General features: G+C 74.3%; 23 protein-coding genes and 1 pseudogene. 8 read left to right on the top strand and 16 right to left on the bottom strand.

All coding sequences use genetic code 11. From position 1 onward, the window contains the following. Window positions 1-60 precede the first annotated feature (60 nt). From KSNIM_RS35210 to KSNIM_RS35175, 8 genes are all read right to left on the bottom strand, one after another. Entirely contained in the window at window positions 61-435 is a 375-nt protein-coding gene (locus KSNIM_RS35210; protein ID WP_263107245.1) for an SsgA family sporulation/cell division regulator, read from the bottom strand. Window positions 436-570: 135 nt separating this feature from the next. Beyond that, window positions 571-2,328, bottom strand: a complete 1,758-nt coding sequence (locus tag KSNIM_RS35205) for a glycoside hydrolase family 15 protein (protein ID WP_263107244.1) — start codon at window positions 2,326-2,328, stop codon at window positions 571-573. Between the two features lie 21 nt (window positions 2,329-2,349). After that, a complete protein-coding gene (locus KSNIM_RS35200; RefSeq protein WP_263107243.1) occupies window positions 2,350-3,453 on the bottom strand; it encodes an enolase C-terminal domain-like protein in 1,104 nt (367 codons plus the stop codon). Beyond that, the gene (locus tag KSNIM_RS35195; protein ID WP_263107242.1) at window positions 3,450-5,171 is read right to left on the bottom strand and encodes a GMC family oxidoreductase; all 1,722 of its coding nucleotides are present in this window, start codon (window positions 5,169-5,171) and stop codon (window positions 3,450-3,452) included. Before KSNIM_RS35195 ends, KSNIM_RS35200 begins: the two co-directional genes overlap by 4 nt. Then, on the bottom strand, window positions 5,168-5,839 hold the full coding sequence (locus KSNIM_RS35190) for a gluconate 2-dehydrogenase subunit 3 family protein (RefSeq protein WP_263107241.1): 672 nt from the start codon (window positions 5,837-5,839) through the stop codon (window positions 5,168-5,170). Before KSNIM_RS35190 ends, KSNIM_RS35195 begins: the two co-directional genes overlap by 4 nt. A 3-nt stretch (window positions 5,840-5,842) precedes the next feature. Further along, complete coding sequence (locus KSNIM_RS35185) at window positions 5,843-6,295, bottom strand: hypothetical protein (RefSeq protein ID WP_263107240.1); 453 nt, start codon at window positions 6,293-6,295, stop codon at window positions 5,843-5,845. Window positions 6,296-6,300: 5 nt separating this feature from the next. Continuing rightward, window positions 6,301-8,088, bottom strand: a complete 1,788-nt coding sequence (locus tag KSNIM_RS35180) for a thiamine pyrophosphate-requiring protein (protein ID WP_263107239.1) — start codon at window positions 8,086-8,088, stop codon at window positions 6,301-6,303. Window positions 8,089-8,226: 138 nt separating this feature from the next. Next, entirely contained in the window at window positions 8,227-9,711 is a 1,485-nt protein-coding gene (locus KSNIM_RS35175; protein WP_263107238.1) for an MFS transporter, read from the bottom strand. A 135-nt stretch (window positions 9,712-9,846) separates the two neighbouring features. Here KSNIM_RS35175 and KSNIM_RS35170 point away from each other — a divergent pair, with 135 nt between their 5' ends. Next, the gene (locus tag KSNIM_RS35170) at window positions 9,847-10,821 is read left to right on the top strand and encodes an Lrp/AsnC family transcriptional regulator (protein ID WP_263107237.1); all 975 of its coding nucleotides are present in this window, start codon (window positions 9,847-9,849) and stop codon (window positions 10,819-10,821) included. A gap of 128 nt (window positions 10,822-10,949) precedes the next feature. Here KSNIM_RS35170 and KSNIM_RS35165 read toward each other — a convergent pair whose 3' ends face one another. Further along, the gene (locus tag KSNIM_RS35165; RefSeq protein ID WP_263107236.1) at window positions 10,950-11,510 is read right to left on the bottom strand and encodes a hypothetical protein; all 561 of its coding nucleotides are present in this window, start codon (window positions 11,508-11,510) and stop codon (window positions 10,950-10,952) included. 22 nt (window positions 11,511-11,532) lie between these two features. Next, complete coding sequence (locus KSNIM_RS35160; protein WP_263107235.1) at window positions 11,533-12,129, bottom strand: hypothetical protein; 597 nt, start codon at window positions 12,127-12,129, stop codon at window positions 11,533-11,535. Window positions 12,130-12,364: 235 nt separating this feature from the next. On the opposite strand from KSNIM_RS35160, the gene KSNIM_RS35155 reads away from it, so the two are divergent. Together KSNIM_RS35155 and KSNIM_RS35150 are read left to right on the top strand one after the other, a co-directional pair. Next, a complete protein-coding gene (locus KSNIM_RS35155) occupies window positions 12,365-12,793 on the top strand; it encodes a hypothetical protein (RefSeq protein ID WP_263107234.1) in 429 nt (142 codons plus the stop codon). After that, the gene (locus KSNIM_RS35150) at window positions 12,781-13,011 is read left to right on the top strand and encodes a hypothetical protein (RefSeq protein WP_263107233.1); all 231 of its coding nucleotides are present in this window, start codon (window positions 12,781-12,783) and stop codon (window positions 13,009-13,011) included. The genes KSNIM_RS35155 and KSNIM_RS35150 overlap by 13 nt, the downstream gene beginning before the upstream one ends. A gap of 62 nt (window positions 13,012-13,073) precedes the next feature. Here KSNIM_RS35150 and KSNIM_RS35145 read toward each other — a convergent pair whose 3' ends face one another. Together KSNIM_RS35145 and KSNIM_RS35140 are read right to left on the bottom strand one after the other, a co-directional pair. Continuing rightward, window positions 13,074-13,427 (bottom strand): hypothetical protein, encoded by a 354-nt coding sequence (locus tag KSNIM_RS35145; RefSeq protein ID WP_263107232.1) that lies wholly within the window; start codon window positions 13,425-13,427, stop codon window positions 13,074-13,076. Between the two features lie 103 nt (window positions 13,428-13,530). After that, complete coding sequence (locus KSNIM_RS35140) at window positions 13,531-14,463, bottom strand: LysR family transcriptional regulator (protein ID WP_263107231.1); 933 nt, start codon at window positions 14,461-14,463, stop codon at window positions 13,531-13,533. A 275-nt stretch (window positions 14,464-14,738) separates the two neighbouring features. On the opposite strand from KSNIM_RS35140, the gene KSNIM_RS35135 reads away from it, so the two are divergent. Continuing rightward, window positions 14,739-15,629, top strand: coding sequence for a ketopantoate reductase family protein (locus KSNIM_RS35135; RefSeq protein WP_263107230.1), 891 nt, complete (start codon window positions 14,739-14,741; stop codon window positions 15,627-15,629). Window positions 15,630-15,661: 32 nt separating this feature from the next. On the opposite strand, the gene KSNIM_RS35130 is transcribed toward KSNIM_RS35135, so the two are convergent. Continuing rightward, window positions 15,662-16,030: a metalloregulator ArsR/SmtB family transcription factor gene (locus tag KSNIM_RS35130; protein WP_317634119.1), complete on the bottom strand. Its 369-nt coding sequence runs from the start codon at window positions 16,028-16,030 to the stop codon at window positions 15,662-15,664. 726 nt (window positions 16,031-16,756) lie between these two features. On the opposite strand from KSNIM_RS35130, the gene KSNIM_RS35125 reads away from it, so the two are divergent. The 4 genes from KSNIM_RS35125 to KSNIM_RS35110 all read left to right on the top strand — a co-directional run bounded on the left by KSNIM_RS35125 (window position 16,757) and on the right by KSNIM_RS35110 (window position 19,654). Then, window positions 16,757-18,097 carry a PQQ-like beta-propeller repeat protein gene (locus KSNIM_RS35125; RefSeq protein ID WP_263107229.1) on the top strand — a complete coding sequence of 447 codons (1,341 nt, stop codon included), beginning with the start codon at window positions 16,757-16,759 and terminating at the stop codon, window positions 18,095-18,097. A 62-nt stretch (window positions 18,098-18,159) separates the two neighbouring features. Beyond that, the gene (locus KSNIM_RS35120) at window positions 18,160-18,618 is read left to right on the top strand and encodes a toll/interleukin-1 receptor domain-containing protein (RefSeq protein ID WP_263107228.1); all 459 of its coding nucleotides are present in this window, start codon (window positions 18,160-18,162) and stop codon (window positions 18,616-18,618) included. A gap of 37 nt (window positions 18,619-18,655) precedes the next feature. Next, window positions 18,656-19,312, top strand: a complete 657-nt coding sequence (locus KSNIM_RS35115) for a toll/interleukin-1 receptor domain-containing protein (RefSeq protein ID WP_263107227.1) — start codon at window positions 18,656-18,658, stop codon at window positions 19,310-19,312. Window positions 19,313-19,321: 9 nt separating this feature from the next. Continuing rightward, the gene (locus tag KSNIM_RS35110; protein WP_263107226.1) at window positions 19,322-19,654 is read left to right on the top strand and encodes a HEAT repeat domain-containing protein; all 333 of its coding nucleotides are present in this window, start codon (window positions 19,322-19,324) and stop codon (window positions 19,652-19,654) included. A gap of 209 nt (window positions 19,655-19,863) precedes the next feature. Here KSNIM_RS35110 and KSNIM_RS35105 read toward each other — a convergent pair whose 3' ends face one another. The 3 genes and pseudogenes from KSNIM_RS35105 to KSNIM_RS35095 form a co-directional block, all read right to left on the bottom strand. Beyond that, window positions 19,864-20,268 (bottom strand): hypothetical protein, encoded by a 405-nt coding sequence (locus tag KSNIM_RS35105; protein ID WP_263107225.1) that lies wholly within the window; start codon window positions 20,266-20,268, stop codon window positions 19,864-19,866. A 70-nt stretch (window positions 20,269-20,338) separates the two neighbouring features. After that, window positions 20,339-20,617 (bottom strand): annotated as a pseudogene (locus tag KSNIM_RS35100) (glycosyltransferase); the annotation flags it as partial. A 711-nt stretch (window positions 20,618-21,328) separates the two neighbouring features. Continuing rightward, window positions 21,329-21,907 (bottom strand): fasciclin domain-containing protein (locus KSNIM_RS35095; RefSeq protein WP_263107224.1); only part of this gene is annotated, 579 nt, incomplete at its 5' end.

Raw genomic sequence — 21,907 nt, 5'->3', positions numbered from 1 at the left:
CCCCCCCCCCGTGCGGCGGCTACCCGGGGCGGCGCCGGGGACACCTCCGTCGCCGCGTGCTCAGGCGGAGAGCAGCGCGGTGATGCAGCCGTCCCAGTCGATCCGGGCGGCCTCGGAGCCGATCGGCACCAGGTCGGCGGTGGCGGCGAGGAAGCGTGTCAGGTGACCGACCGGGGTGTGCAGCATGGCCACGCCGGCATGCCTGCCGAGGGCGATGAACACGTCGGTGTCGCAGCAGGGTTCGACGTGGACGTCGCCGTCGCCGGCCGGTCCGCGGAGTCCGGCGAGCAGCAGTTCGCGGGAGACGACCCAGGTGGCCTCGGGGTCGAACGCGCGGAAGTCGAGGTGGACCGCGTACGGGTCCTCGGCGCGGTAGCGGCAGTCGACGCTCAGGTCGTGCACCGAGTCGGCCCCGGTGATCAGCCGCATGGGCATGCGGGCGGTGACACCTTCCATCTGTGGCAAGTCCCTTCGCCGGCCGGCGCAGCGCACCGTGGTGGGCCCCGCGTCTGCCCGCCCGGGCGGCGTCCACACGGTGGGTGATGTGCGGGTCCGGTGAATGACGTGCCGTCAGGCGGGCTGTGCCAGGCGGACGGAGGCCTCCAGCAGCAGCGCGTGGACGAAGGCCTGCGGCAGGTTGCCGCGCAGCTGGCGCTGGGCGACGTCGAACTCCTCGGCGTACAGCCCGGCGGGTCCGCAGGCGGCGCGGTTGCGTTCGAACCAGCGCACGGCCTCGACGGCGTTGCCCTGCTGGTGCTCGGCGAGGGCCAGGACGAAGCCGCACAGCAGGAAGGCGCCCTCGGCGTCCTCCAGCGGGCGGCGGTCGTGGCGGAAGCGGTAGACGTAGTGGTCCCGGACGAGGTCGGTGCGGACGGCCCGCAGGGTGGCCGTGGTGCGGGGGTCGTCGGCGGGCAGGGCGCCGCGGACGGCGGGCAGCAGCAGGGCGGCGTCGACCGCGGGGTCGGTCGGGGTGCGCTGCCAGCGGCCGGCGGGGTGCAGGCTGTCGGCGGCGGTGTCGGCGAGGATCCGGTCCGCGAGCGCCGCCCAGCGGGCGGCGCGGCCACTGCCGGCGCCGGGGGCGGCGGCGACGGCGCGCAGCCCGGCCGCGCAGATCAGCCGGCTGTGCGCCCAGTGGTCGCTGTGGAGCTCCCAGATTCCGGCGTCCGGCTCGCGGTGGCGCGCCTCGACGGCCTCCGCCGCGACCAGGGCGGCCCTTCGGCCGTCGGTGCCGAGCCGGCCGTGTCGGGCGGCGGCGGCGAGCAGCAGCAGGCTCTCGCCGAGCGCGTCCAGTTGGAACTGCCGGTTGACGTGGTTGCCGACGACGTCGGAGCCGCCGGGGTAGCCGGGCAGGTCGAGGGTGCGCTGGTCGGGGACGGCCGTCCCGGCCGGGGTGTAGGCGGGGGCGAGGGCCGGGCCGTCGGCCAGCAGGCGGGCGGTGACGAAGCGGACGGAGCCGTCGAGCAGCGGGTGCGTGCCGGCCGCGGCGGCGGCCTGGCCGATGTAGCACTGGTCCCGGATCCAGACGTACCGGTAGTCGTAGTTGCGGCCCTGTTCGGCCCGTTCGGGCAGGCTGGTGGTCGCGGCGGCGACGGTGCCCCCGGCCGGGCCCGTGAGGCCGCGCAGCACGGCGACGGCGTGCCGGGCGTCGCGGCGGCCGAGGACCTGCGGCAGGTCGGGCACGCTGGCGGCCCAGGCCTCCTCGGTGGCGCGCCAGTGCACGTCCGCGGGCCGGGGTGCGGGCAGCGGCCGGTCGGAGATCTCCAGCACCAGGTCGTGGTGGGTGCCGGCGGCCAGCCGTATGTCAGCGGTGAGGGCTGCGCCGTCCGGGCCGGCGGGCCGGGCGTCGGGGGCGCCGCTCCAGCGCAGGTGGAGGTCGCCTGTCCGGCCCGTCCACCGCCCGGCGTCGTCGCGGTGCAGTCCGCGCAGCGGGTGGGCGCCGAATCCGGCTGCCGGCTGGAGGTGCACGTCGAGGCGGGCGTCGCCGTCGACGGCGAGGATCCGGCGCAGCAGCACGGCGTGGTGCGGGTCGCCGGGGTGGGCGAGGGCCTCGCGGCATTCGACGATGCCGGTGGTGGTGGTCCAGCGGCTGCGCCAGATCAGGCCGCCGTCCTCGTAGTAGCCGCCCCACGCGTTGGGTTCGGCGGGGGTGACGGTGTAGTGGCCGGTGCCGCCGATCAGGGCGGTGAGGACGGCGTCGCTGTCCCAGCCGGGCGCGCACATCCAGACGATGTCGCCGCGCGGGCCGACCAGGGCGCCGCGTTCGCCGTCGGCGAGCAGGGCGTAGTCGCGCAGGGCGTGCGGGGCGGGGGCGTTGCCGCTCGGGGCCATGGGGTCCTCTCTGCGGGGGGTTCAGTGGGTGCGGAAGCGTTCGGCCTCCTGCGGTCTGAGGGTCAGTCCGAGGCCGGGGGCGCCGCTGCCGCCGGGGCGGATGCTGCCGCCGGCGGGGTCGAGGGCGCCGTCGAAGAGCAGGTCCTCGATCCGAACGTGGTCGTGGAACCACTCCAGGTGGCGGAGGTTGGGGATCGCGGCGGCCGCGTGGGCGTGGACGTGCGGGGCGCAGTGTCCGGAGAGCTGCAGGCCGTACGCCTCGGCGAGGGCGGCGGCGCGCAGCCAGACGGTGAGGCCGCCGCAGCGGGTGGCGTCCGCCTGCAGGCAGTCGACGGCGGGGGCCATCCGGGCGAAGTACGGCAGGTGGTAGCCGTACTCGCCGGCGGCGACGTCGGCGGTGACGGCGTCGCGGACGAGCGCGAGGCCGGTGAGGTCGTCGGAGGAGACGGGTTCCTCGAACCAGGTGACGCCGAGTCCGGCCAGGGTGCGGCCGATCCGGACGGCCTGTTTGCGGGTGTAGGCGCCGTTGGCGTCGACGTAGAGTTCGGCGTCCTCACCGATCAGGATGCGGGCGTGTTCGGTGCGCCGCAGGTCGCGCTGCTCCTCTCGGCCCCACCCCTCGCCGATCTTGATCTTGAATCGGGTGAGGCCCTGCCCGGCCCAGCCGGTGAGCTGCTCGGCGAGCCTGCGCTCGGTGTAGGTGGTGAAGCCGCCGCTGCCGTAGACGGGCACCTCCTCGCGGGCGGCACCGAGCAGGCGCACCAGCGGCAGGCCGAGCAGCCGGGCCTTGAGGTCCCACAGGGCGATGTCGACGGCGGAGACGGCCCCCGCGACCAGGCCGGGGCGCCCGGCGTTCCGGACGGCCCGGGCCATGGCCTCGTTCGAGGCGGGGACGTCCATTGCCGGGCGGCCGGTGACGGCGGGGGCGAGCAGCCCGGTGACGGCCTGCGCGGTGGCCGGTGCACCGTACGTCCAGCCGAGACCGGTGGCCTCCCCCACGCGGGCGTGGACGAGGACCATGGTGGTGCTGTCCCAGGCGAGGGTGCCGTCGGCCTCGGGGGCGTCGGTCGGGATCTCCAGCACCTGGACGTCGAGGCCGTCCACGGCCGGGTCGCTGCGTGTCACGGCCGGCCCCTCTCGGGCGGGCCGCCGCGCGCCCCCGCCACGAGGCGTTCGGCGGCGCGGTCGACCAGGGCCATGATGGTCAGCGCCGGGTTGGCCGAGCCCTGGGTGGGCAGCACGCTGCCATCGGTGATCAGCAGGTTGGGTACGGCGAAGCTGCGCAGGTCGCCGTCGACGACGCCGTCCTCGGGCCGGGCGGCCATCCGGCAGCCGCCGACCAGGTGGGCGTAGCGCTCGATGGTGATCACCTCGGTGGCTCCGGCCGCGCGCAGGAGCCGTTCCATGGTGGCGCGGGCGGCCCGGACGACGGCCCGGTCGTTGTCGCACTGGCTGTAGGCGATGTCGGCGACCGGCAGGCCGTGGCGGTCCTTCTGCCCGGAGAGGGTGACCCGGTTGCCGGGCAGCGGCAGCAGTTCGCAGAGCGCGCCGAGGGTGGCCCAGTGGACGTAGTCCTGCATGTAGCGGCGCAGGTCGTGCCCCCAGTGGCCCTGGGCGGCGACGTGCTCGGCCCAGGTGATCGGCAGCGGCGAGACGGTCTGGATCGCGTACCCGCGCTTGAAGTCGGCGGCCGGGTCGGTCTCGTAGAAGTCCTCGCAGGAGACCTCCGGCGGGGGCGCCTTGTACGCCCGGATCTCCTCCGCGAATCGTCCGGCGGTCTGCGGTGCGCCCTGCACCATCAGGTGGCGGCCGACCTGGTCGTGGTCGTTGCAGAGGCCGTCGGGGAAGCGGCGGTTGGCGGAGTTCAGCAGCAGCCGGGGTGTCTCGATCGAGTAGGCGGCCACCGCCACCGTCCGGGCCCGTTGCAGGTGTTCGCGGCCGTTGCGCAGGTAGCGCACGCCGAGGGCACGGCGGCCCTGCGGGTCGGTCTCGACGGCGACGGCCATCGCCTCGGTGCGGATCTCGGCGCCGTGCGCGAGTGCGTCGGGCACGTGGGTGATCAGTGTGGAGGCCTTGGCGTTGACCTTGCAGCCCTGCAGGCAGAAGCCGCGGTAGATGCAGTGCGGCCGGTTGCCGAAGCGGCCGTTGGTGATGGCGACCGGGCCGACCCGGGCGTTCAGTCCGAGGGCGTCGGCGCCGCGCAGCAGGATCTCGCCGTTGCCGCCGACCGGGTGCGGGGCGTGCGGGTAGGCGTGCGGGTCGCCCCAGGGCCAGTACTGGCCGGCCACCGGCAGCTCCTGCTCGATCCGCTCGTAGGAGGGGCGCAGGTCCTCGTAGCGGATCGGCCAGTCGGCGCCGACACCGTCGTCGCTGCGGGTGGAGAAGTCGGAGGGGTGGAGGCGCGGGACGAAGCCGGCGAAGTGCACGGTCGAACCGCCCACGCCGCGGCCGGAGTTGTTGGAGCCCATCGGCACGGGGTCGGTACCGGAGATCACGCGCGGTTCGGTCCAGTACAGGTGGTGGGAGCCGGCCTCGTCGCTGACCCAGTGGGTGTCCGGGTCCCAGAACGGCCCGGCCTCCAGGCAGACCACGGACCAGCCGGCATGTGCCATCCGCTGGGTGAGGGTGGCGCCGCCCGCGCCGCAGCCGACCACCACCAGGTCGACCTCCTCGGTGTCGTCGAAGCGCCGCATGTGCTCGATCAGCCGATGGTCGAAGCGGGCGCCGTCCTCGGGCAGCAGCCAGGCGGAGGCGTTGCGTTGGCGGACCGCCTTCTGCGAGGAGGCGGTGAGGCGCAGGGTGCCGGCGGCCTCGCGGAGCCGGCGGCGGACGGGGCCGCTCATCCGGTCCCCCTTCCCCCGGTAGGGTCGACGGGGTCCGCGTCGGCCGCTTCGAAGGGCTCGCGCAGGCCGACGCCGAGGCGCTGGTAGCCGCGCGGGTAGGCGGGGCCGGGGAAGCCGATCTCGTTCCAGGCCCAGGGGTGGGCGTAGAAGGCGGTGCAGGCGTAACGGGTCCACAGGCTCCACACGTGCTGGGCGGGCAGGCCGTGCCAGGCTTTGCCGTGCAGGTCCTGGACGGCCCGGATCAGCTCCTTCTGCCGCTCGGGGGCGAGGTCTGCGAAGGAGGCGGCGCCGTGCTGCTCGGCGGCGTCCTCGTCGAGGGCGGCGAGGGTGGTCCGCCAGGCGTCGCCGTCCTCGGGCATGTCGGCGTAGCGCCAGCCGTCGGTCTGCGCCTCGGCGAGGCGGGCGTCGACCATCTGCAGGACGGGCACCTTCGGGGCGCCGGGCGGGCCGTCCTGGGCGAGCAGCCGGTCGAACAGGGCGCCGGCGGTGGCTTCCTCGGCGGGGGTGAAGAACCGCAGGTCCGGTTGGCGGGCGAGGCGGCCGACGACGGTGGCGGCGGTGGCCGGGTCCCAGTCGGGGACCTGGTCGAGGACGTCGAAGTGCGGGTAGCGGCGGCCGCTCTCCCCGGACGGGACACGGTGGCCGGCCGGCGGGCGTTGTCCTCGCACGGCTCACCGCTCCCGGCGCAGCACGGCGGCGAGCAGCCCCATGCCGCCGACCATGGTGACCAGCAGTGGGGCGAACAGTGGCGGCCCGGTCTCGATGTTGAAGCGGGCCATCGACCAGCCGCCGGGCTTCTGCGCGATGCCGCGGACGTGCAGCCAGGTGCCCTGCAGCCCGTTGGCGACGACGGCCGCGGAGACCACCGGCAGCACGGTGTGCGCGGCGCGTTCGCTGCGGAAGCCGGCGATGCCGGCCGCGGCGCCGAGCGGGCCCAGCGCGACGGGCCACCACATCATCCGGTTGCCGAAGCCGGCCCGGTCGTGCTCCAGGTAGATCTCTGCCGCGGTGATCAGCGCGCCCGCCGCGGTCAGCAGCGACAGCGACCGTTCGAAGCGGCCGTGCCGCACGTTCGCCGCGAGCCGCCCGAGCGCGGTCGCGGGGTCCCTTCGGTGTGTGCGCACCGTGCTCACCCCTTTCCCCGGCCGGGCAGGAACTCCTGGATCTTGGCCTTGACGCCCTGCTTCACCACGGCGGCCCGGTCGCTGTCGCCGTGCAGCACGGCCGAGGCGGCGGACGTGATCTGGTCCCAGCTCGCGTGCGGCGGGATCGGCGGCACGGCCGGGTCGGTGCGGAAGTCGATGACGAACGGCCGGTCGGCGGCGAGGGCCTGACGCCAGACCGGTTCCACGTCCTCGGGCCGCTCGACGCGCACGCCGTGCAGGCCGAGCAGCACCGCGATGTCGGCGTACCGGACGTCCGGGATGCGCTGCGAGGCCTCGAACTGGGGGGCGCCCTGCATGGCGCGCATCTCCCAGGTGACCTGGTTCAGGTCGTGGTTGTTGAGGACGGCGACGATCAGCCGCGGGTCCGACCACTCCTGGTAGTACTTGGCGGCGGTGATCAGCTCGGCGAGGCCGTTCATCTGCATGGCCCCGTCGCCGACGATCGCGATCGCCGGCCGGTCGGGGTGGGCGAACTTCGCACCGATCGCGTACGGCACGCCGGGGCCCATGGTGGCGAGGGTGCCGGAGAGCGAGCCGCGCATGGTGCCGCGCATCCGCAGGTGCCGTGCGTACCAGTTGGCGGCGGAGCCGGAGTCGGCGGCGAGGATCGCGTCCTCCGGCAGCAGGGCGTCGAGGGCGTGCACCACGTGCTCCGGGTTGAGCGGGTCGGCGGGCACGTCGGCCCGGCGCTGCATGACCTCCCACCAGCGGGCGGTGTTCTCCTCGACGGTCTTGCGCCAGGTGCGGTCCTCCTTGCGCTCCAGCATCGGGATCAGCCGGCGCAGCGTCTCGGCGGCGTCGCCGACCAGGTTGGCCTCGAACGGGTAGCGCAGGCCGACCATCGACGGGTCGAGCTCGATCTGGACGGCGCGGGCCTGGTCGAACTCGGGCAGGAACTGGGTGTAGGGGAAGCTGGAGCCGACCACCAGCAGGGTGTCGCAGTCCCGCATCAGCTCGTAGGACGGGCGGGTGCCGAGCAGGCCGATCGAGCCCGTCACGTACGCCGGGGTGTCCGGCAGCACGTCCTTGCCGAGCAGTGCCTTCGCGACACCCGCGCCGAGCAGTTCGGCGGTCTCCTCGACCTCGGCCCGGGCGTGCCGGGCGCCCTGCCCGACCAGCATCGCGACCTTCTCACCCGCGTTGAGGATCTCCGCCGCCCGGGCAAGGTCCTCCTCGGCGGGGATCGGCGCCCAGCGGCCGAGGCCGAGGCTGGAGGGCACCTGCTTGAAGGCGTGCGCGGGCGGCTCCCAGTCGAGCTCCTGCACATCGGCCGGGACGATCACCGCGGTGACGGTGCGCCGCGCCGCCGCCACCCGCATCGCCCGGTCCAGCACGTTCGGCAGCTGCGCCGGGACGGTGACCATCTCGCAGAACTCCGAGGCCACGTCCTTGTACAGGCTCAGCAGGTCGACCTCCTGCTGGTACGAGCCGCCCATCGCGCTGCGGTCGGTCTGGCCGACGATCGCCACCACGGGCACGTGGTCGAGCCTGGCGTCGTACAGGCCGTTGAGCAGGTGGATGGCGCCGGGGCCCGAGGTCGCCGCGCACACGCCCGTCCGGCCGGAGAACTTCGCGTAGCCGACGGCCTCGAAGGCCGCCATCTCCTCGTGCCGGGCCTGGACGAACCGCGGCCGGTCCTCGGCCCTGCCCCAGGCGGCGAGGATCCCGTTGATACCGTCGCCGGGGTAGGCGAAGACGTACTCCACCTCCCACTCCCGGAGGCGCTGCAGTACGTAGTCGGAGACCTTCATCGGCCGGCTCCTCCTCTGGCTCGGACGGGGAGCGGTGCGCCCCCTCTCTGTGGGCGGCTAACCGCTGAGGCGCCGGCAAAACCCGTGCCGGTGCCTCCGGGCCGCCACACAGGGCCGGTGGGCGCGACGGACGCGCGCTCAGCGAGGCCCTTCCGCCACCGCCGCACGACGGTCCGCGGTCATCGCCCGGGCGGCGACCGCGGTCGCCGCGAGCAGCGCACCTGCCGTCCCCAGCGCGAACTGCGCGCCGAGGCCGGCGGACCGTCCGGTGCCGTCGCCGGCCAGGTAGACGGCCGCGACGAGCGCGGTGCCGAGCGTGCCGCCCAGTTGCTGCACGGCGTTGAGGAGCCCGGCCGCCGATCCGGTCTCCTGCGGGGAGACGCGGCGCAGCGCCGCGGTGAAGAACGGCGGGGTGAACAGGCCGACGCCGAGGCCGGCGACGGCGAGGGCGAACGGCAGGCCGGACGGGTACTGGCCGGCGGGTGCGGCCCGGTGGGCGAGGACGGCGGCGGCCAGACCGGCGGCGAGGGTCGCGAGGCCGGCGTGCAGCACACGGGTGCCGTACCGGGGGACGAGGTGGGTACCGGCGGCCCAGGAGGCGACGGCGAGTCCGGCGGACCAGGGCAGCAGGGTGAGTCCGGTGGCGAGCGGGCCCCGGTGCAGCCCGAGCTCCAGGTGCAGCACCACGGTGACCATGACGCCGCTCATGGTGGCGAAGAACAGGGTGGAGGTGGCCAGTGCGGCGGGGAAGGCCCGGCCGCGGAGCAGCGACGGCTCGACCAGCGGGGTGCGGCCGGCCGCGGCGGCACGGCGCTGCTGCGCGGCGAACCCGGCGAGGACGGCCACGCCGAGCACGGCCGCGGCCCACGCGGCCGGGCCGGGCACGCCGGTGCCGGCGGCGAGCGGGCAGACCAGCAGTGCGGTGCCGGCTGCGGAGAGGGCGATGCCGACCGGGTCGAGGCGGGGGCGCGCCTGGGCGTGGTCCTCGCGCAGGCGCGGGGCGATGACCAGGACGGCGGCCGCGAGGGGCAGGTTGACCAGGAACACCGCGCGCCAGGAGGTGCCGAACAGGTCGGCGTGGGTGAGCACACCGCCCAGGACGGGGCCGAGCACGGCGGACAGGCCCATGACCGGGCCGATGGCGCCCAGGGCCCTGGGGAGCTCCTCGCCGTCGAACATCGCCCGGATCAGTCCGAAGGTCTGCGGGACGATCAGTGCGGCGGCGGCCCCCTGCACCGCGCGCAGGCCGGTCAGGGCACTGCCGGTGGGGGCGAGTGCGCAGGCCAGCGAGGTGAGCGCGAAGGCGGTGACGCCGATCCGGAAGACGCGGCGGCGGCCCGCGATGTCGCCGAGACGCGCGGCGGTGAGCAGACCGAGGGCGAAGACGAGGGTGTAGGCGGCGCTGTACCAGGGGATCGCGCTCGCGGGCCCGCCGAGGTCGGCGTGGATGACGGGGCCGGCCACCTGGACGACGGTCGCGTCGAGCAGGTTCATGGCCTCGGCGGTGAGCAGCGCGACCAGGGCGCTCCACCGCCACCGGTACGCGGCCGGCTCCGACCGGTCGGGAGCGGCGGGCGCGCGGTGGCCGGTACGGGCCGTGGGCGTGGTGGAGTGCTCGGTCATGGGTCCCCCGTGGGTGGTCGCGGTGTGCGGCGGATCCCCGCCGGTCCACCACCCTGGCTCCGGGCCTCCGGATGGTTCCATCCAGCAGCTCCGAATCGTCGATTTCCTCCATCGAATGCCGCTAGATTGCCGAATGTGCTCGAACTGGACGACCTCGACCGCGGCCTGATCCACGCCCTCCAGGTGGACGCCCGTGCCCCGTTCACCCTCATCGCCGAGGTGCTCGGCTGCTCGACGCAGACCGCGGTGCGCCGCTACCGCCGGCTGTACGCCGAGGGCGGCCTGCGCGTGGTCGCCCTGCCGAGCCCGCGCAGCGCCCGTACCCACCACTGGTTCCTCCGGCTGACCGCCGCCACCCGGACCGCGCACGACCTGGCGACCGCGCTGGCCCGCCGCCCCGACACCTCCTGGGTCCGGCTGACGTCCGGCGGCACCGAGATCGTCGCGATCGTCCACACCGCGCCCGGCGGACCGGACGCCCACGCCCTGCTGCTGCGCGACATCCCGCGCACCGCGGGCATCACCGCCGTCTCCGCGCACTACCTGCTACACACCTACGTCGGCGGCCCGGCCGCCTGGCGCGGCCGGATCCGTACGCTCACCGCCGAACAGGAGGCCCGACTCCGCGCCCACGACATCCCGGCCCAGGCACAGGACGGGGACCCGTACCTGCTCACGGAGGCCGACCTGCGGCTGCTCGCCGCCCTCCGCGAGGACGCCCGGGCGAGCTACGCGGAGCTGGCCGCCGCCACCGGCTCCACACCCGCCACGGCCGCCCGCCGGCTCGCCGAACTGCGGTCGCACGGCGCCCTGTTCTTCGACGTCGACATCGAACCCGCCCTGCTCGGCGCCACCGTCTCCGCCCTGCTCTGGATGCAGGTCGCCCCCAGCCGCCTCGACGAGGTCGCCACCGCCCTCGCCACCCACGACGAACTCGCCGTCGTCGCCGCCACCACCGGCCCCACCAACCTCGTGGCCCATGCCCTCTGCCGCGACGCCGAGGCCCTGCACCACTACCTGACCCGGCGGATCGCCCTCGACGCCATCACCCGCATCGAGACCGCCCCCGTCCTGCGCACCTTCAAGGCGGCGGCCACCCTCCGCACCTGACGCCTCGGGCGCGGCGAACGGCAGGGCGGTCGGCATTGCGACCGGCAGTGCGACCGGCGGTGCGCTGGTGCGTGAAATGTCGGTCCATGTCCGACCGGGCTGTGGTCAGGTCCCGGCGAAGACGCACATCACGGCCTGTTGCGAGGGAACCCGAGGTCCGCGATCTCCATGGCCCATCGACGAAAGGCTCCTCCGTCGGCGGCGTCGATCTGCTGGTGCTCAGGAATCCAGGCGGCGGTTGCGGCGTCCAGGAGGTCGGCGAGGCCGAGGTGGTGCTGGTCCTGGTGGACGGCGTTGTAGGCGCGTATGAGCGGGGCGACCTCGGCCCTGATGTCGGCCACCTCCTCGTCGCCAAGACCGACCTGCCTCAGCCGAGTCCGTGTGGCCACTTGGCGCTCGGGGGTGAACTCGGTGTCGAGGAAGGGTTCGAGGAGGTCGCCCCACACGTCGGGCCTGGACTGCCGGGGAATCCGGTTGGCGGTGCAGAAGAGTTCCAGGTCGGCCCGTTGGGTGGCCGAGACGAAGACGGTCTCGCCGGAGGCGGTGCGGATCTCCGGCGGGGAGGCATCCGGGTCCGCGTCGCGGACGGCTGTCGCGGGGATGATGCGCTCCCCACCGGCGTCGGCGGGCACGGGGACGGACTGCGGAAGCCGGACGTGGTCACCGGCGAGAACGACGTCGAGTCTCACCCGGCCATCCTGCCCGAGCGGGTCACCGGCGCACGACCGTCGGCTCGCCGGGCCGGCCGGTGGCCGGGTCGACGGTGATGACCGTGATCTCCTTCTCCGTGGTCACCGTGATCTGGTTCGGACCCGACCACTCGGCCTTCGTGAAGTAGCCGGTGCCGCCGCGCTCGTCCCAGATCCCCAGGTCCCAGTGTCGGGCGGACCAGCCGTCGCCGGTCAGCAGCTCCACGCGGTAGACCGGGTCGATCGAGAAGGCGATGTCGGTCACGGTCAGCACACGGTCCGGGTGGCCCGGACCCGCCGTGCGGTCGAGCGTCAGCCCGTCCCCGTCGAACACGTAGGCCAGGTACGCGATGGGCAGCCCGACACCGGCGAGCACCACCAGGAGAGCAGCACAGCCGATCTGCGACCACCGGGTGCGGAACTCGAACTCGACCACCGCCGAGACCACGGTCAGCACGACTGCGGCCCCGAGCAGCGGCACCGGGTGGTCGAACCAGCGCGCGACCTCCACCAGCCCACCCGAATGGGAGGCCTGAAAGCCCGGCAGGTACGCCAGCAGCGCCACCAGCGCCAGACCTCTGAGGCCCCACGCGATCTGTCTACGACGTCGCTTCGTCATCCGTTCCCCCCGGGTGATCATATGCGCGGACAGTACTACGGGGCGTCACCGGGCCGGCCGTCGAACGGCGTGGCCGCGTCGGGGCATCCACGCCGCGTCAACTCCGCGAGGCGGCGCCTTCCCCGGCTGCGGTCGTGCTGCACAGGGTCGGGCCGGACGGGTGCGTTCCGCTACGCTCTCCCGGACCAACGGCGCGGGCTCCGTCCAACCCCGCCGCAACGGAAGGCACCACGCATTGCACGTCACCACCGAGCGCACCCGACCGGTCTCCCGACGCTGGGCACTGCTCCCGATGGGCGGCGTACTCCTCCTCGCCGCAGCCGTCTACGAGCGGGCCTGGGTGCAACCGCCGCACGAGTACGTGCTGTGCAAGAGCCCGACCTCGCTCGGCGTCGTCTTCTGGGTGGTCGTCTCGGCGGTCCTCGCTGCCGGCCTGGTGTGCGCGATCGGTGTGATGCACCTCGTCATCGACACTCCGGCCCGGATCACCGCGCCGCTGGTCTACGCGGCGATCGCGCTGACCGCGGTCGTCGGCTCCGACGCACTCGACCACGTCGGCGCGGGCATCGCCGCCCGTACGGCGGAGCAGTACCGCACTGCGGGCGAGTCCGCCTGCGACTACCCGATGCCCGCCTACCACGAGACCCCGGGGTGGTTCTTCTGAGCAGCACCGGCCGCTACCGGTGGCGCACCGACGCCAGGGTCGCGCTGCCCGCCGCCTTCCTGTGGATGTTCCCCAAGGGCGCGAAGGACTGCGGGGCCCACGAGTGGTACCGGAAGGACGACCGCACCTTCCGCTGCTACCACTGCGAACCCGGCGAACGCCCGAGCACACCCGACGAGGACCGACAGCACCGCACCATCCGCGGCCGGGACGGGTGAGCCTGCCTGTCGATGTGCCGAGGTCGACGCGGCGGTGCCCGCGGCGCACCTCGTGGTCGTGATCAGCCGAGCGGTGGGCGAGATGCCGGATCCGCGGCAGTGATGCCGCGGGCCCGTCGGAGGTGGTGGCGGGCGCCGGAGAGGCTCCGGACGACCTGGGGGAGGAAGGAGCCGCGGAAGGCGTCCGCCGTCCGGACGGACTCGGCTGCCAGGTCCAGGTGGCCGGCCGCGCCGGGGACCCGACCGTTCAGATGCGACCCGGCCGCCTCGCGGGCGGTCTCGCCGATCAGCCCGGCCAACTCCGCCACGCCCGGGTCCTCCAGGTCCTCGTGGCCCCACACCGCGAGTTCGTCGACGATCGCGGCCAGCTCCCGGTCGCGGCGGCGCTCCCACCACGTCCCCCGAAGTCTCTCCATGGCCCGATCATGCACGCCTCAGGAGAACCCGTGCCGGAGTACGGCGAATCCCGGACAGACCGCCGGTCCGTGTGGCATGCGCGGCAACATGACCCAACGGCGTTCACGGCTGGGCGGGTCGACCCGCAGGCCCCCGCCCGGGGCCGGTGGCGGTGCCGCAGTGGTGCTCGACGGTCTCGGCGAAGGCGAGCGCCAGCGGCGAGAGGGCGTCCCAGCGGCGGACCGCCCAGCCGGCGGCGAGGGGCGGCAGTCCGGGGAGCGGGATCAGCCGCAGGTCCGGGTGGCCGGGGCCGCTCCAGGCGGGCAGGGTCGGCACGACCGCGTGGCCGAGGCCGAGTTCGGCGAGGAGGATCGCGGTGTCCCAGTCGGTGACGCTGGTGTCGAAGACCGGGCGGATGCCGGACTCCGCGAGCCATGCGCCGAGTTGGCGCCGCGAGGTCGAGTTCCCGGGCAGTCCGATGAGTCGGGCGTCCTGCAGGTCGGCCGGTGCCAGCTCGGTCTTCGCCGCCAGGGGGTCGGCCGTCGAAACCGCGAGCGACCAGGGCAGTTCGACCACCGGGCGCTGTTCGATGGTGCGGGCCGCGGGCCCGAGGGTGATCCAGGCGAGGTCGACGCTGCCGGCCGCCAGGGCGTCGAAGCAGCCGCGGCTGGAGGTCTCGGTCTGGAACTCGAGGCTGGCTTGCGGGAATCGCCGCCGGAAGTCGACGACCGCTGCGGCCATGAAGTGCCGCACGGTGGTGGCGCCGGTGGTGATCCGCACCGAGCCGCCCCCGGCACGGGCCGTCTCCTCAAGTCGCCGCAGGGCGTGGTCGATGCACCCCAGCCCCTCGGTGATGGCCGCGTCCAGCACCCGCCCGGACACCGTCGGCACCACGCCGCGGGTGTGCCGTTCGAGCAGGCTCAGGCCCAACTCGCGTTCCAGCCGCTTCACGTGCTGGCTGACCGCGGACTGGGTGCAGGCGAGTTCCCGGGCGGCTGCGCTCAGCGAGCCGGTCCGGCAGACCGCGGTGAAGACGCGGAGGTCGTCGAGAGTCACGGCGACCCAAGGTATCCCTTGGGTCCGTGCCAGCAAACCCGTGGATTGACTTGGGTTTTCGCCATGCTTGATCATCGTTGCAGGGCCCAGGGCGGCAACCCGCCGCCGCCTCCACCCGCTCCGGACGCGGTGTGGGCGGCGGCGGGTGTCGACCCGCATCGCGCCGGTCCCGGCCCACGGCGATCCGTACGGCACTTCCCGGCACCCGGCTGCACGCGCCCACCCCCCCCCCGGAGAAAGCACCGGAGAAAGCACCGGAGACGACAGGAGCTCATGTGACCACCCCCCTGACCGTGGCCGTCCTCGGACCGGGCGGCGTCGGAGGACTGATCGGCGCGCTGCTCGCCCGTGACGGGCACCGTGTCGTCTGCCTCGCCGGCGAGTCCACCGCAGCCGCCCTGAACGAGGGCGGCCTGCACGTCGAGAGTGCCCGGTACGGGGACTTCAGCGCAGCGGTCGAGGCCGACACGCTGCTGCGGCTGCCGGTGGACGCGGTCTTCGTGGCGGTCAAGCAGACCGCACTCGAGCCGGCACTCGACCGCGTCCCGGCCGACGTCCTCGGCGACGCCACCGTCATCCCGCTGCTCAACGGCCTCGACCACCTGGACGTGCTGCGCGGGCGCTACCCCGCGGCGCGGGTCGTCGCCGGCACGATCAGGGTCGAGTCCACGCGCACCGCACCGGGCCGCATCCTGCACGGCAGCCCGTTCGCCGACATCCAACTCGCGGCCCCGCTGGAGGACTTCGCGGACAGCCTCCGGAAGGCCGGCCTCGGAGCGACCCTGCGGACCGACGAGACCTCGATGCTGTGGGAGAAGCTCGCCTTCCTCGCGCCGTTCGCCCTGCTGACCACCCGGCACCGGGCCGACGCCGGGACGGTCCGCAGCGACCTGCGCCCGGAACTCGTCGCCGTGGTCGACGAGATCACCGCCGTCGCACGGGCCGCGGGCGCGGCGGTGACGAGCGGGGACGTGCTCGCGTTCTTCGACCGCTCGCCGCGCTCCATGAAGTCGTCGATGCAGCGCGACGCGGAGGCCGGCCGGCCACTCGAACTCGACGCCATCGGCGGCGCGGTCCTGCGGGCCGCCGCCGTCCACGGGATCGACGCCCCGGCCACGGCCCGCCTGGTGGCGGACGTCGCGCGCGAGACCGGCCGGCGGGTGTGACGCCCATCCCCGGCAGCCCGGGTGACGGACGGTCAGCCGAGGGTGCCGGGGCGGAGGTCGCCGAGCAGCTCCGCCCGGCCGGTGATCACGTCGGTCAGGATCGACCGGGCGACGGCGAGGAGTTCGGCGACCTCGGGGCTGGCGATCCGGTAGATCACGGTGGCACCGTCGCGCCGCGAGGTGACCACCCCGGCGCGGCGGAGCACGGCGAGCTGCTGGGAGAGGTTGGAGGCCTCGACGCCGACGTCGGTGAGGAGTTCGGCGACGGCGTGCTCGCGCTGGCTGAGGAGTTCGAGGACGCGGATGCGTACGGGGTGGCCGAGGGTTTTGAAGAACTCGGCCTTGATCTGGTAGAGCGGCACCGTGGCCACAGAGGGTTGCTGCGGGGCGCCGGCATGCATGGGGGTCACCGTCCGTGTCGTGGGTTCGCGTACTGGTTCGAACTGTAGCAACGCAGGTCACAGGCCCGGCCTGGACCGGGCACGAGGGCTCGCGGGTGTCGGACGGCCTCGGCGACGCGCTTCGGGGACCGTATCGGCCCGAAGGCACCGGCCGCTGCCACACGCAGATGTGAACAGATGCGCAACTGGCCAAGTGGATGCGCCCGAACCGGCGCGCGAGGACGGGGTCGATCGGCTCCGTCGAGCGCCTGACCGGCGTTCTGGCCGAACAGGGGGACGGACCTGCGCACACGCTCAGGCAGGCCGACCGCCGCCCGCCGGGTTCGCGCTCCTCTGCGCCGTTCGCGCGCTCCCCCGGCGGCCGCCTGCGCCGCCCGACAGGTCGGCTCGGCCGTGCGCGCTCGGCGCACGCCGTTCGGAGGCTGTTTCGTTCGTGGTCGCCGCTGTACGGGGACGGCACGGTCCGTGGACCCCGGTCCCCGGGGCGCGCGAGGCGCGGCGCCCGGGGCCGGTGGACGGTACTCACGGGTACGGTCCGAATCCGTTCCTTCGGGGGTTCGGACCGGTGACATCATCTCTCCCGAACGGCCGCCCCGGCGTGCCCGGCAGGTGAACTGCGGGCTTGCGCACGGTACCCGGACTCCCACTCGGTGCGCGGCGTGCGAGTCCGGCCCCGTCCGCCCGACCGGCGGTCGGCCCGGGCGACAGACACAGGCGAGGTGCGTTGTGCGAAGCGAACCACAGGGCGTCCGGGCTGCCACCGGACGCCGTCCCGCCCGTCGGGCGGCAGCCCGGCTGCTCGTCCTGCCGCTGGCGCTGCTGCTGTCGAGCGCCTGCTCGTCGGCCGGGGCTCCGCGGTCCGCCTCGGCCGACCGGGTCTCCCCGTCGGTGCAGTCGGGTGCTGCCGCGGTGCACCCGTCCTCCGGCGGCCCCGGTGCATCGGCGGAATCCGGCAGCGCGGCGCCGGGGACGGTCCTGCCCCTGGACCGGGTCGCCTCACTGGCATCGTGCCCCGGCACCGGCGGCGTGCCCCTCATCAGCACGCAGTTCCTGGCCGGCGGCCTGATGATGACGGGCTGTTGGGCCGACGACCCGGTCCGGACCACGGTCGTGGACCTGGTGCGCGGCACCCGGGCCTTCACCCGGTCCGATCCGAAGGGCACCAAGCTGATTCCGGTCGGGAACCACGTCTACGTCGTGTCCCAGACCGTGACTCCCGCGGGCGCGCTCACCGGCGAGGAGACCCACTTCTCCGTGGAGTGCCTGGAGGCCCGGACGGGTCGCTCGCTCTGGAAGAGCCCCGTGCAGGACTGGCTGCCCGCCGAGCAGCGCTCCGGTCTCTCACCGGGTCTCGCCGAGGCCGCCGAAGGCACCGACGAGGCGGACGGGCACCCGCACACCGTCCTGGTCTCCCTGCACGGGACAACCCTGTTCGACGCCGACACCGGCAAGGAACTGTGGCACGGCGAGGCGGCAGGCATCGGCGTCGAGTACTCCCCGTACGGCGTCCGCCTGCAGCGGCCCGACGTGGATCCGGTGCTCGGCATGACGGTCAAGGGCTTCTCGTTGATCACCGGCCGGCAACTGTGGTCCCTCGACGTACCCCCGCTCCCGAACCCGCAGGAGTACGAGGACGGCCCGGTCAGGATCCTCTACCACGGCGGTGACGGAATCTTCGCCTACGACGTGCGGACGGGCAAGGTCGTCGCCAAGGGGACGGTGCCGAAGGGCCTCGAGGACGTCGTACAGGGCGGCAGCAGGATCCTCGCCACCACCGACGGCGGGAAGCGGCTGGCGTTCTACAGCATCACCGACATGACCGCGCCCCTCTGGAGCATCCCGGCCGAGGTGACCAGGCCCGCCGCCGTGCGGCCCGGACTGGTCGCCGTGAACGGGCCGCGCGGCGTGGTCCTGCTGAGCCCGCAGGACGGCTCGGTGCGGTCCGAGGTGCGGGACACCTCGCTCGTCTTCGGCTCCGGTGCCATCGGCGCCGTACCCGCCTACGGGCTCGGGCTGCTCGGCAACGACAAGGTCGTCGTCCTCGACACCGACCTGCAGTCCCCCTGACCACGGCGGCCGCACCCCGCCGCACCCATCGATGCGTTCGGACCGGAGAGAGGAGAGCGCGGATGACGACCGGAGCACCGCGGAAGGCGGACTTCTTCATCAGCTACACCACGGTGGACAGCGCCTGGGCCGAGTGGACGGCCAAGGTGCTGGAGGACGCCGGGCACACGGTCGTCGTCCAGTTCCTGGACTTCGCCGTCGCCGACAACTTCGTCCTCGCCATGGAACGGGCGCTGGCCGGCTCGGAGCGGCTCGTGCTGCTGCTCAGCCCCGCCTACATGCGCTCCGGCTTCACCGCGGCGGAGTGGTCGGCGGTCTTCCGCCTGGATCCGGACGGCCGGCGCCGGCTCCTGATCCCGCTCCTGATCGAGAAGTTCGAGCTCGACGGGTTGCTGGGGCCGCGCATCCACATCCCGCTCCACGGTGTGGACGAGGCCACCGCCCGCCGACGCCTGCTCGACGGCGTGCAGGACCCCCGCACCACCCGAAACCCCAACCCTCCTTTCCCCGGCCGGTCCTGATCGTCGATCGCCCGTCGGGAGATCGGCCCGGTACACCGTGATCGATTTCTTCGTCTCGTACGCCGAGGACGACCTGTCCTGGGCCGAATGGATCGGCTGGCAGCTGGAGTCGGCCGGCTACAGCGTCCGGCTCCGCGCATGGGACCACGAACTGGTCGGCAGCAACCGGGTCCTGGAGGAGGACCGCGATCTCGGGAACGCCGAGCGGCTGATCGCCGTCCTGTCGCCGAACTACCAACTGTCCGCCGACTCCCGAGCCCAGTGGTCCGCCTTCCTGCGCACCGACCCGACCGGCGAACGCCGCCGCATCGTCCCGGTCGAGGTCGTTCCCGGCCACAGCGGCGCACTGCTCGGAAACCTTGGCCCGGTGTCACTGGTCGGACTGGACCGCAGGACGGCGCAGCGGGCCCTCCTCGCCGCCGTGCGTGAGACCCGCCTCAAGCCGTCCCGTCGCCCGGGCTACCCCGGCCGGCGCGCCCCGGACTACCCGGCCGGCGGGGTCGCGGCCCTCGCCCTCGACACCCGGATGCTGCTCGTCCTGCTCGGCATCGACGGCGCCGCATTCGTCTACGGCGCCCTCGCCTACACCGGCCGGACGGGCAACTCGGGCGACCTGTGGCGCAGCGTCGTCTTCATCCTGCTCCTGGTGGTCACCCTCAGGTCGGCGGGTCGGTGGTGGCGCCGCCGCTTCTGACCGGATCCCGTGTGCGCTTCAGGGCGCCGGCGCGAGCACGGCGGGTGCGGTCGGCGGTGGGGCGGCGGGGCGCGCGCCGTCCTGGTCGCCGAGCCCGCGCCCGGGGTCAGGCGGGCGGCCGTGTCGGCCCTCGGCCCGACCCACAGCGAGGAGGTCACCGACCTGCTGGTGGCCCGCGCCCACGACCCGGACCGCCTGCTCCGCCACTGGACCCCCCGGTCGCTGGGCCGCCGGCCGGCGCCGGCCGCCACGTCCGCCCTGGAGCGGCTCGCGGCGGACGAGGACGGGGACGTCCGCGAAGCCGCGCCCAGGGTCCGGGAGCGGCCGGCCGGATCACCGTGACCGCACCCAGGAGTGTCGTCCCCGGACGGCGGCCCGGTCGGTTCCGGACGGGCCAGCTCCGGAGGAGCTTGCGGGCGGCTCCGCCGCCTCCAGCGCCGTTCGGACGTGCCCCGGCCCTCACCCTCCGGCACAGGACCCTCGCCCTCCGGCACGGGACCTTCGCCTATGGCAGCAGGGCCCCGGTCCGGCGCCGCGGTCAGCCGCCGCGGTCAGCCGCCGCGCAGGGCCTTGTGGGCGCCGTACGCCTCCAGGAATCCCTGGATCGCCTGCAGGTCGTCGCCGAAGGACACCGGCCGCCACTTCGCCGTGCCTCCGTCGCGGTAGCGGAGGTCGAGCCACGCGGAGATGTTCACGAGGGTGCTGTCGGAGAAGCTCTGCCCACGGACCTTCAGCTCGACGTCGGCGAGGTCGTCGAATCCCACGACGGCCGGTGGGGTGTGGTCGTCCCGGTACTCGACGGCCGCGTCCGGGGTGATGACCAGCAGCGGGTCGGGGTCGTGCGAGGACCCGTGCAGGAGGCCGGAGAGCTTCCCGCGCTTCTTGGTGAAGACCCGCCAGTTCGCCGGTGCGGGGCCCCGGCGGGCCTGTTCGAGGATGGTCTGCGGATCGGTCATGCCGCCTCCGGTGTTTCCAGGACCACGAAGGATTGTCCGTCCAGCGTGGATCCGCCGCCAGCCGGGCCGTTCAGGCCCCGGCCACCCGCCCGACGGCCCGCAGGACGCGGCCCGCGCCGTCCTCGCCCGCCATGTGCTCGGAAGCCTTCGCAGCGGCCCGCGCGAACTCCGGCCGGCCGACGGCCGTGCGGAGCGCGTCGGCGAGCAGCTCGGCCGTGAGGGTCCGGAACGGGATCGGCTCGGGGGCGGCGCCGAGGGCGGCCAACCGTCCCGCCCAGAACGGCTGGTCGGCGGTGACCGGCACGGTGACCGCGGGTACCCCGGCCCGCAGGGCGGCGGCCGCGCAGCCGAACGCGCCGAAGGCGTTCTTGCCGTCACCGTGGGCCTTGAAGAGCCTGGCCAGGTCGTCGGCGGTCGCGGCGGGCGACTGCTGCTTGCCGGGGGTCTGCAGCAGCACCTTGGCGGTGGGCGCCAGGGGGTAGGTGTCGGTGGGGCGTCCGGCTGCCGCTCGGCGGTCGGCGCGGTGGTGCCGCCGTGGCAGGTGACCTTGGGGGGTGCTGCCGTTGAGCAGGAGGCCGGCGGTCTCCGTATGGATGCCCTCGACGTAGACCCACTTCGCGCCGGCCGCAGGTCCGCACGGTTCCTTGCCCGCGGTGGCGCCGGTGCTCGGTGTCCCGTCGGCCTGCGGCTCGGCGGACGTGGCCGTGGTGGGGGGCGCGGCGGACGCCGTCGTCTCCGGCCTCGTCCTCCACCAGTGCCCGGTCGCGGTGCAGCGGGCCGTCCTCGGCTCGATGCTGACCGCGCTGCGGCCCGGCGGACGGCTGGTGCTCGCCGACTACGGGCTGCAGCGCACCCGGGCCATGCGCCTGGCGTTCCGCACCGTCCGGTTGGCGGACGGCACGGAGGACACCGGAAGGCGGCGTGCCGGTGCAGGGTGCTGTCCGCCAACGGCCCCCGGTAGAAGGCGTACCCCTCGCCGACGGCGAAGTACGGTGTCGTCCGCTCCCCCGCATCCACACCGACGATGCTGCCAGACCGTCAGGGAGCGGACGACGGGCGGTCAGGAGGTCGGCATCAGGACGGTGTCGACGATGTACACCGTCGCGTTGGCGGTCGGGACGTTGCCGCAGACGACCTTCGCGGTGCCGTTGACGGTGAAGTCCTCGCCGGAACCGGTCACGTTGACGGTGCCGCCCTCCAGGGTCTTGTGGTCGCCGGCCAGGGCGGAGGGGGCGAGGCGTTCCGGGACGGCGTGGTAGGTGAGGATCTTGGTGAGCTTGGCCCGGTCGGCGAGGACGGCGTCCAGGTCGGCCTTCGGGATCTTCGCGAAGGCGTCGTTGGTCGGCGCGAAGACGGTGATGTTCTGCGCCGAGTTGAGCGTGTCGACCAGGCCGGCCTTGGTCACGGCCGACACCAGCGTGGACAGCGCCGGGTTGTTGGACGCCGCGCTGGCGACCGGGTCCTGGGCCATGCCGGCGAAGGACCCGGCGCCCTGCGACGGCACCGCGGCACACCCCGCACCGAACGGCTGCCCGGCCGGCGCTGCGGCCCCCGCGGCCGTGGCCGGCGCGGTCGGAGACTCCGCGGCGGCCGCGGGGGCGGCCGCGCCGGCGTCAGTGGCGGTGCCGCCGCTGCTGCC

The organism is Kitasatospora sp. DSM 101779, assembly GCF_025655475.1.
Classification (GTDB): Bacteria; Actinomycetota; Actinomycetes; order Streptomycetales; family Streptomycetaceae; genus Kitasatospora.
Note: the sequence above shows the minus strand (reverse complement) of the source record. Positions and strands in the feature narration are given on the sequence as shown.

Bases quoted from the DNA above. Each gene is read 5' to 3' on its own strand.
- KSNIM_RS35210 (WP_263107245.1), bottom strand. From the start codon at position 435: ATGCCCATGCGGCTGATCACCGGGGCCGACTCGGTGCACGACCTGAGC.
- KSNIM_RS35205 (WP_263107244.1), bottom strand. From the start codon at position 2,328: ATGGCCCCGAGCGGCAACGCCCCCGCCCCGCACGCCCTGCGCGACTAC.
- KSNIM_RS35195 (WP_263107242.1), bottom strand. From the start codon at position 5,171: ATGAGCGGCCCCGTCCGCCGCCGGCTCCGCGAGGCCGCCGGCACCCTG.
- KSNIM_RS35180 (WP_263107239.1), bottom strand. From the start codon at position 8,088: ATGAAGGTCTCCGACTACGTACTGCAGCGCCTCCGGGAGTGGGAGGTG.
- KSNIM_RS35175 (WP_263107238.1), bottom strand. From the start codon at position 9,711: ATGACCGAGCACTCCACCACGCCCACGGCCCGTACCGGCCACCGCGCG.
- KSNIM_RS35160 (WP_263107235.1), bottom strand. From the start codon at position 12,129: ATGACGAAGCGACGTCGTAGACAGATCGCGTGGGGCCTCAGAGGTCTG.
- KSNIM_RS35145 (WP_263107232.1), bottom strand. From the start codon at position 13,427: ATGGAGAGACTTCGGGGGACGTGGTGGGAGCGCCGCCGCGACCGGGAG.
- KSNIM_RS35130 (WP_317634119.1), bottom strand. From the start codon at position 16,030: ATGCATGCCGGCGCCCCGCAGCAACCCTCTGTGGCCACGGTGCCGCTC.
- KSNIM_RS35120 (WP_263107228.1), top strand. From the start codon at position 18,160: ATGACGACCGGAGCACCGCGGAAGGCGGACTTCTTCATCAGCTACACC.
- KSNIM_RS35105 (WP_263107225.1), bottom strand. From the start codon at position 20,268: ATGACCGATCCGCAGACCATCCTCGAACAGGCCCGCCGGGGCCCCGCA.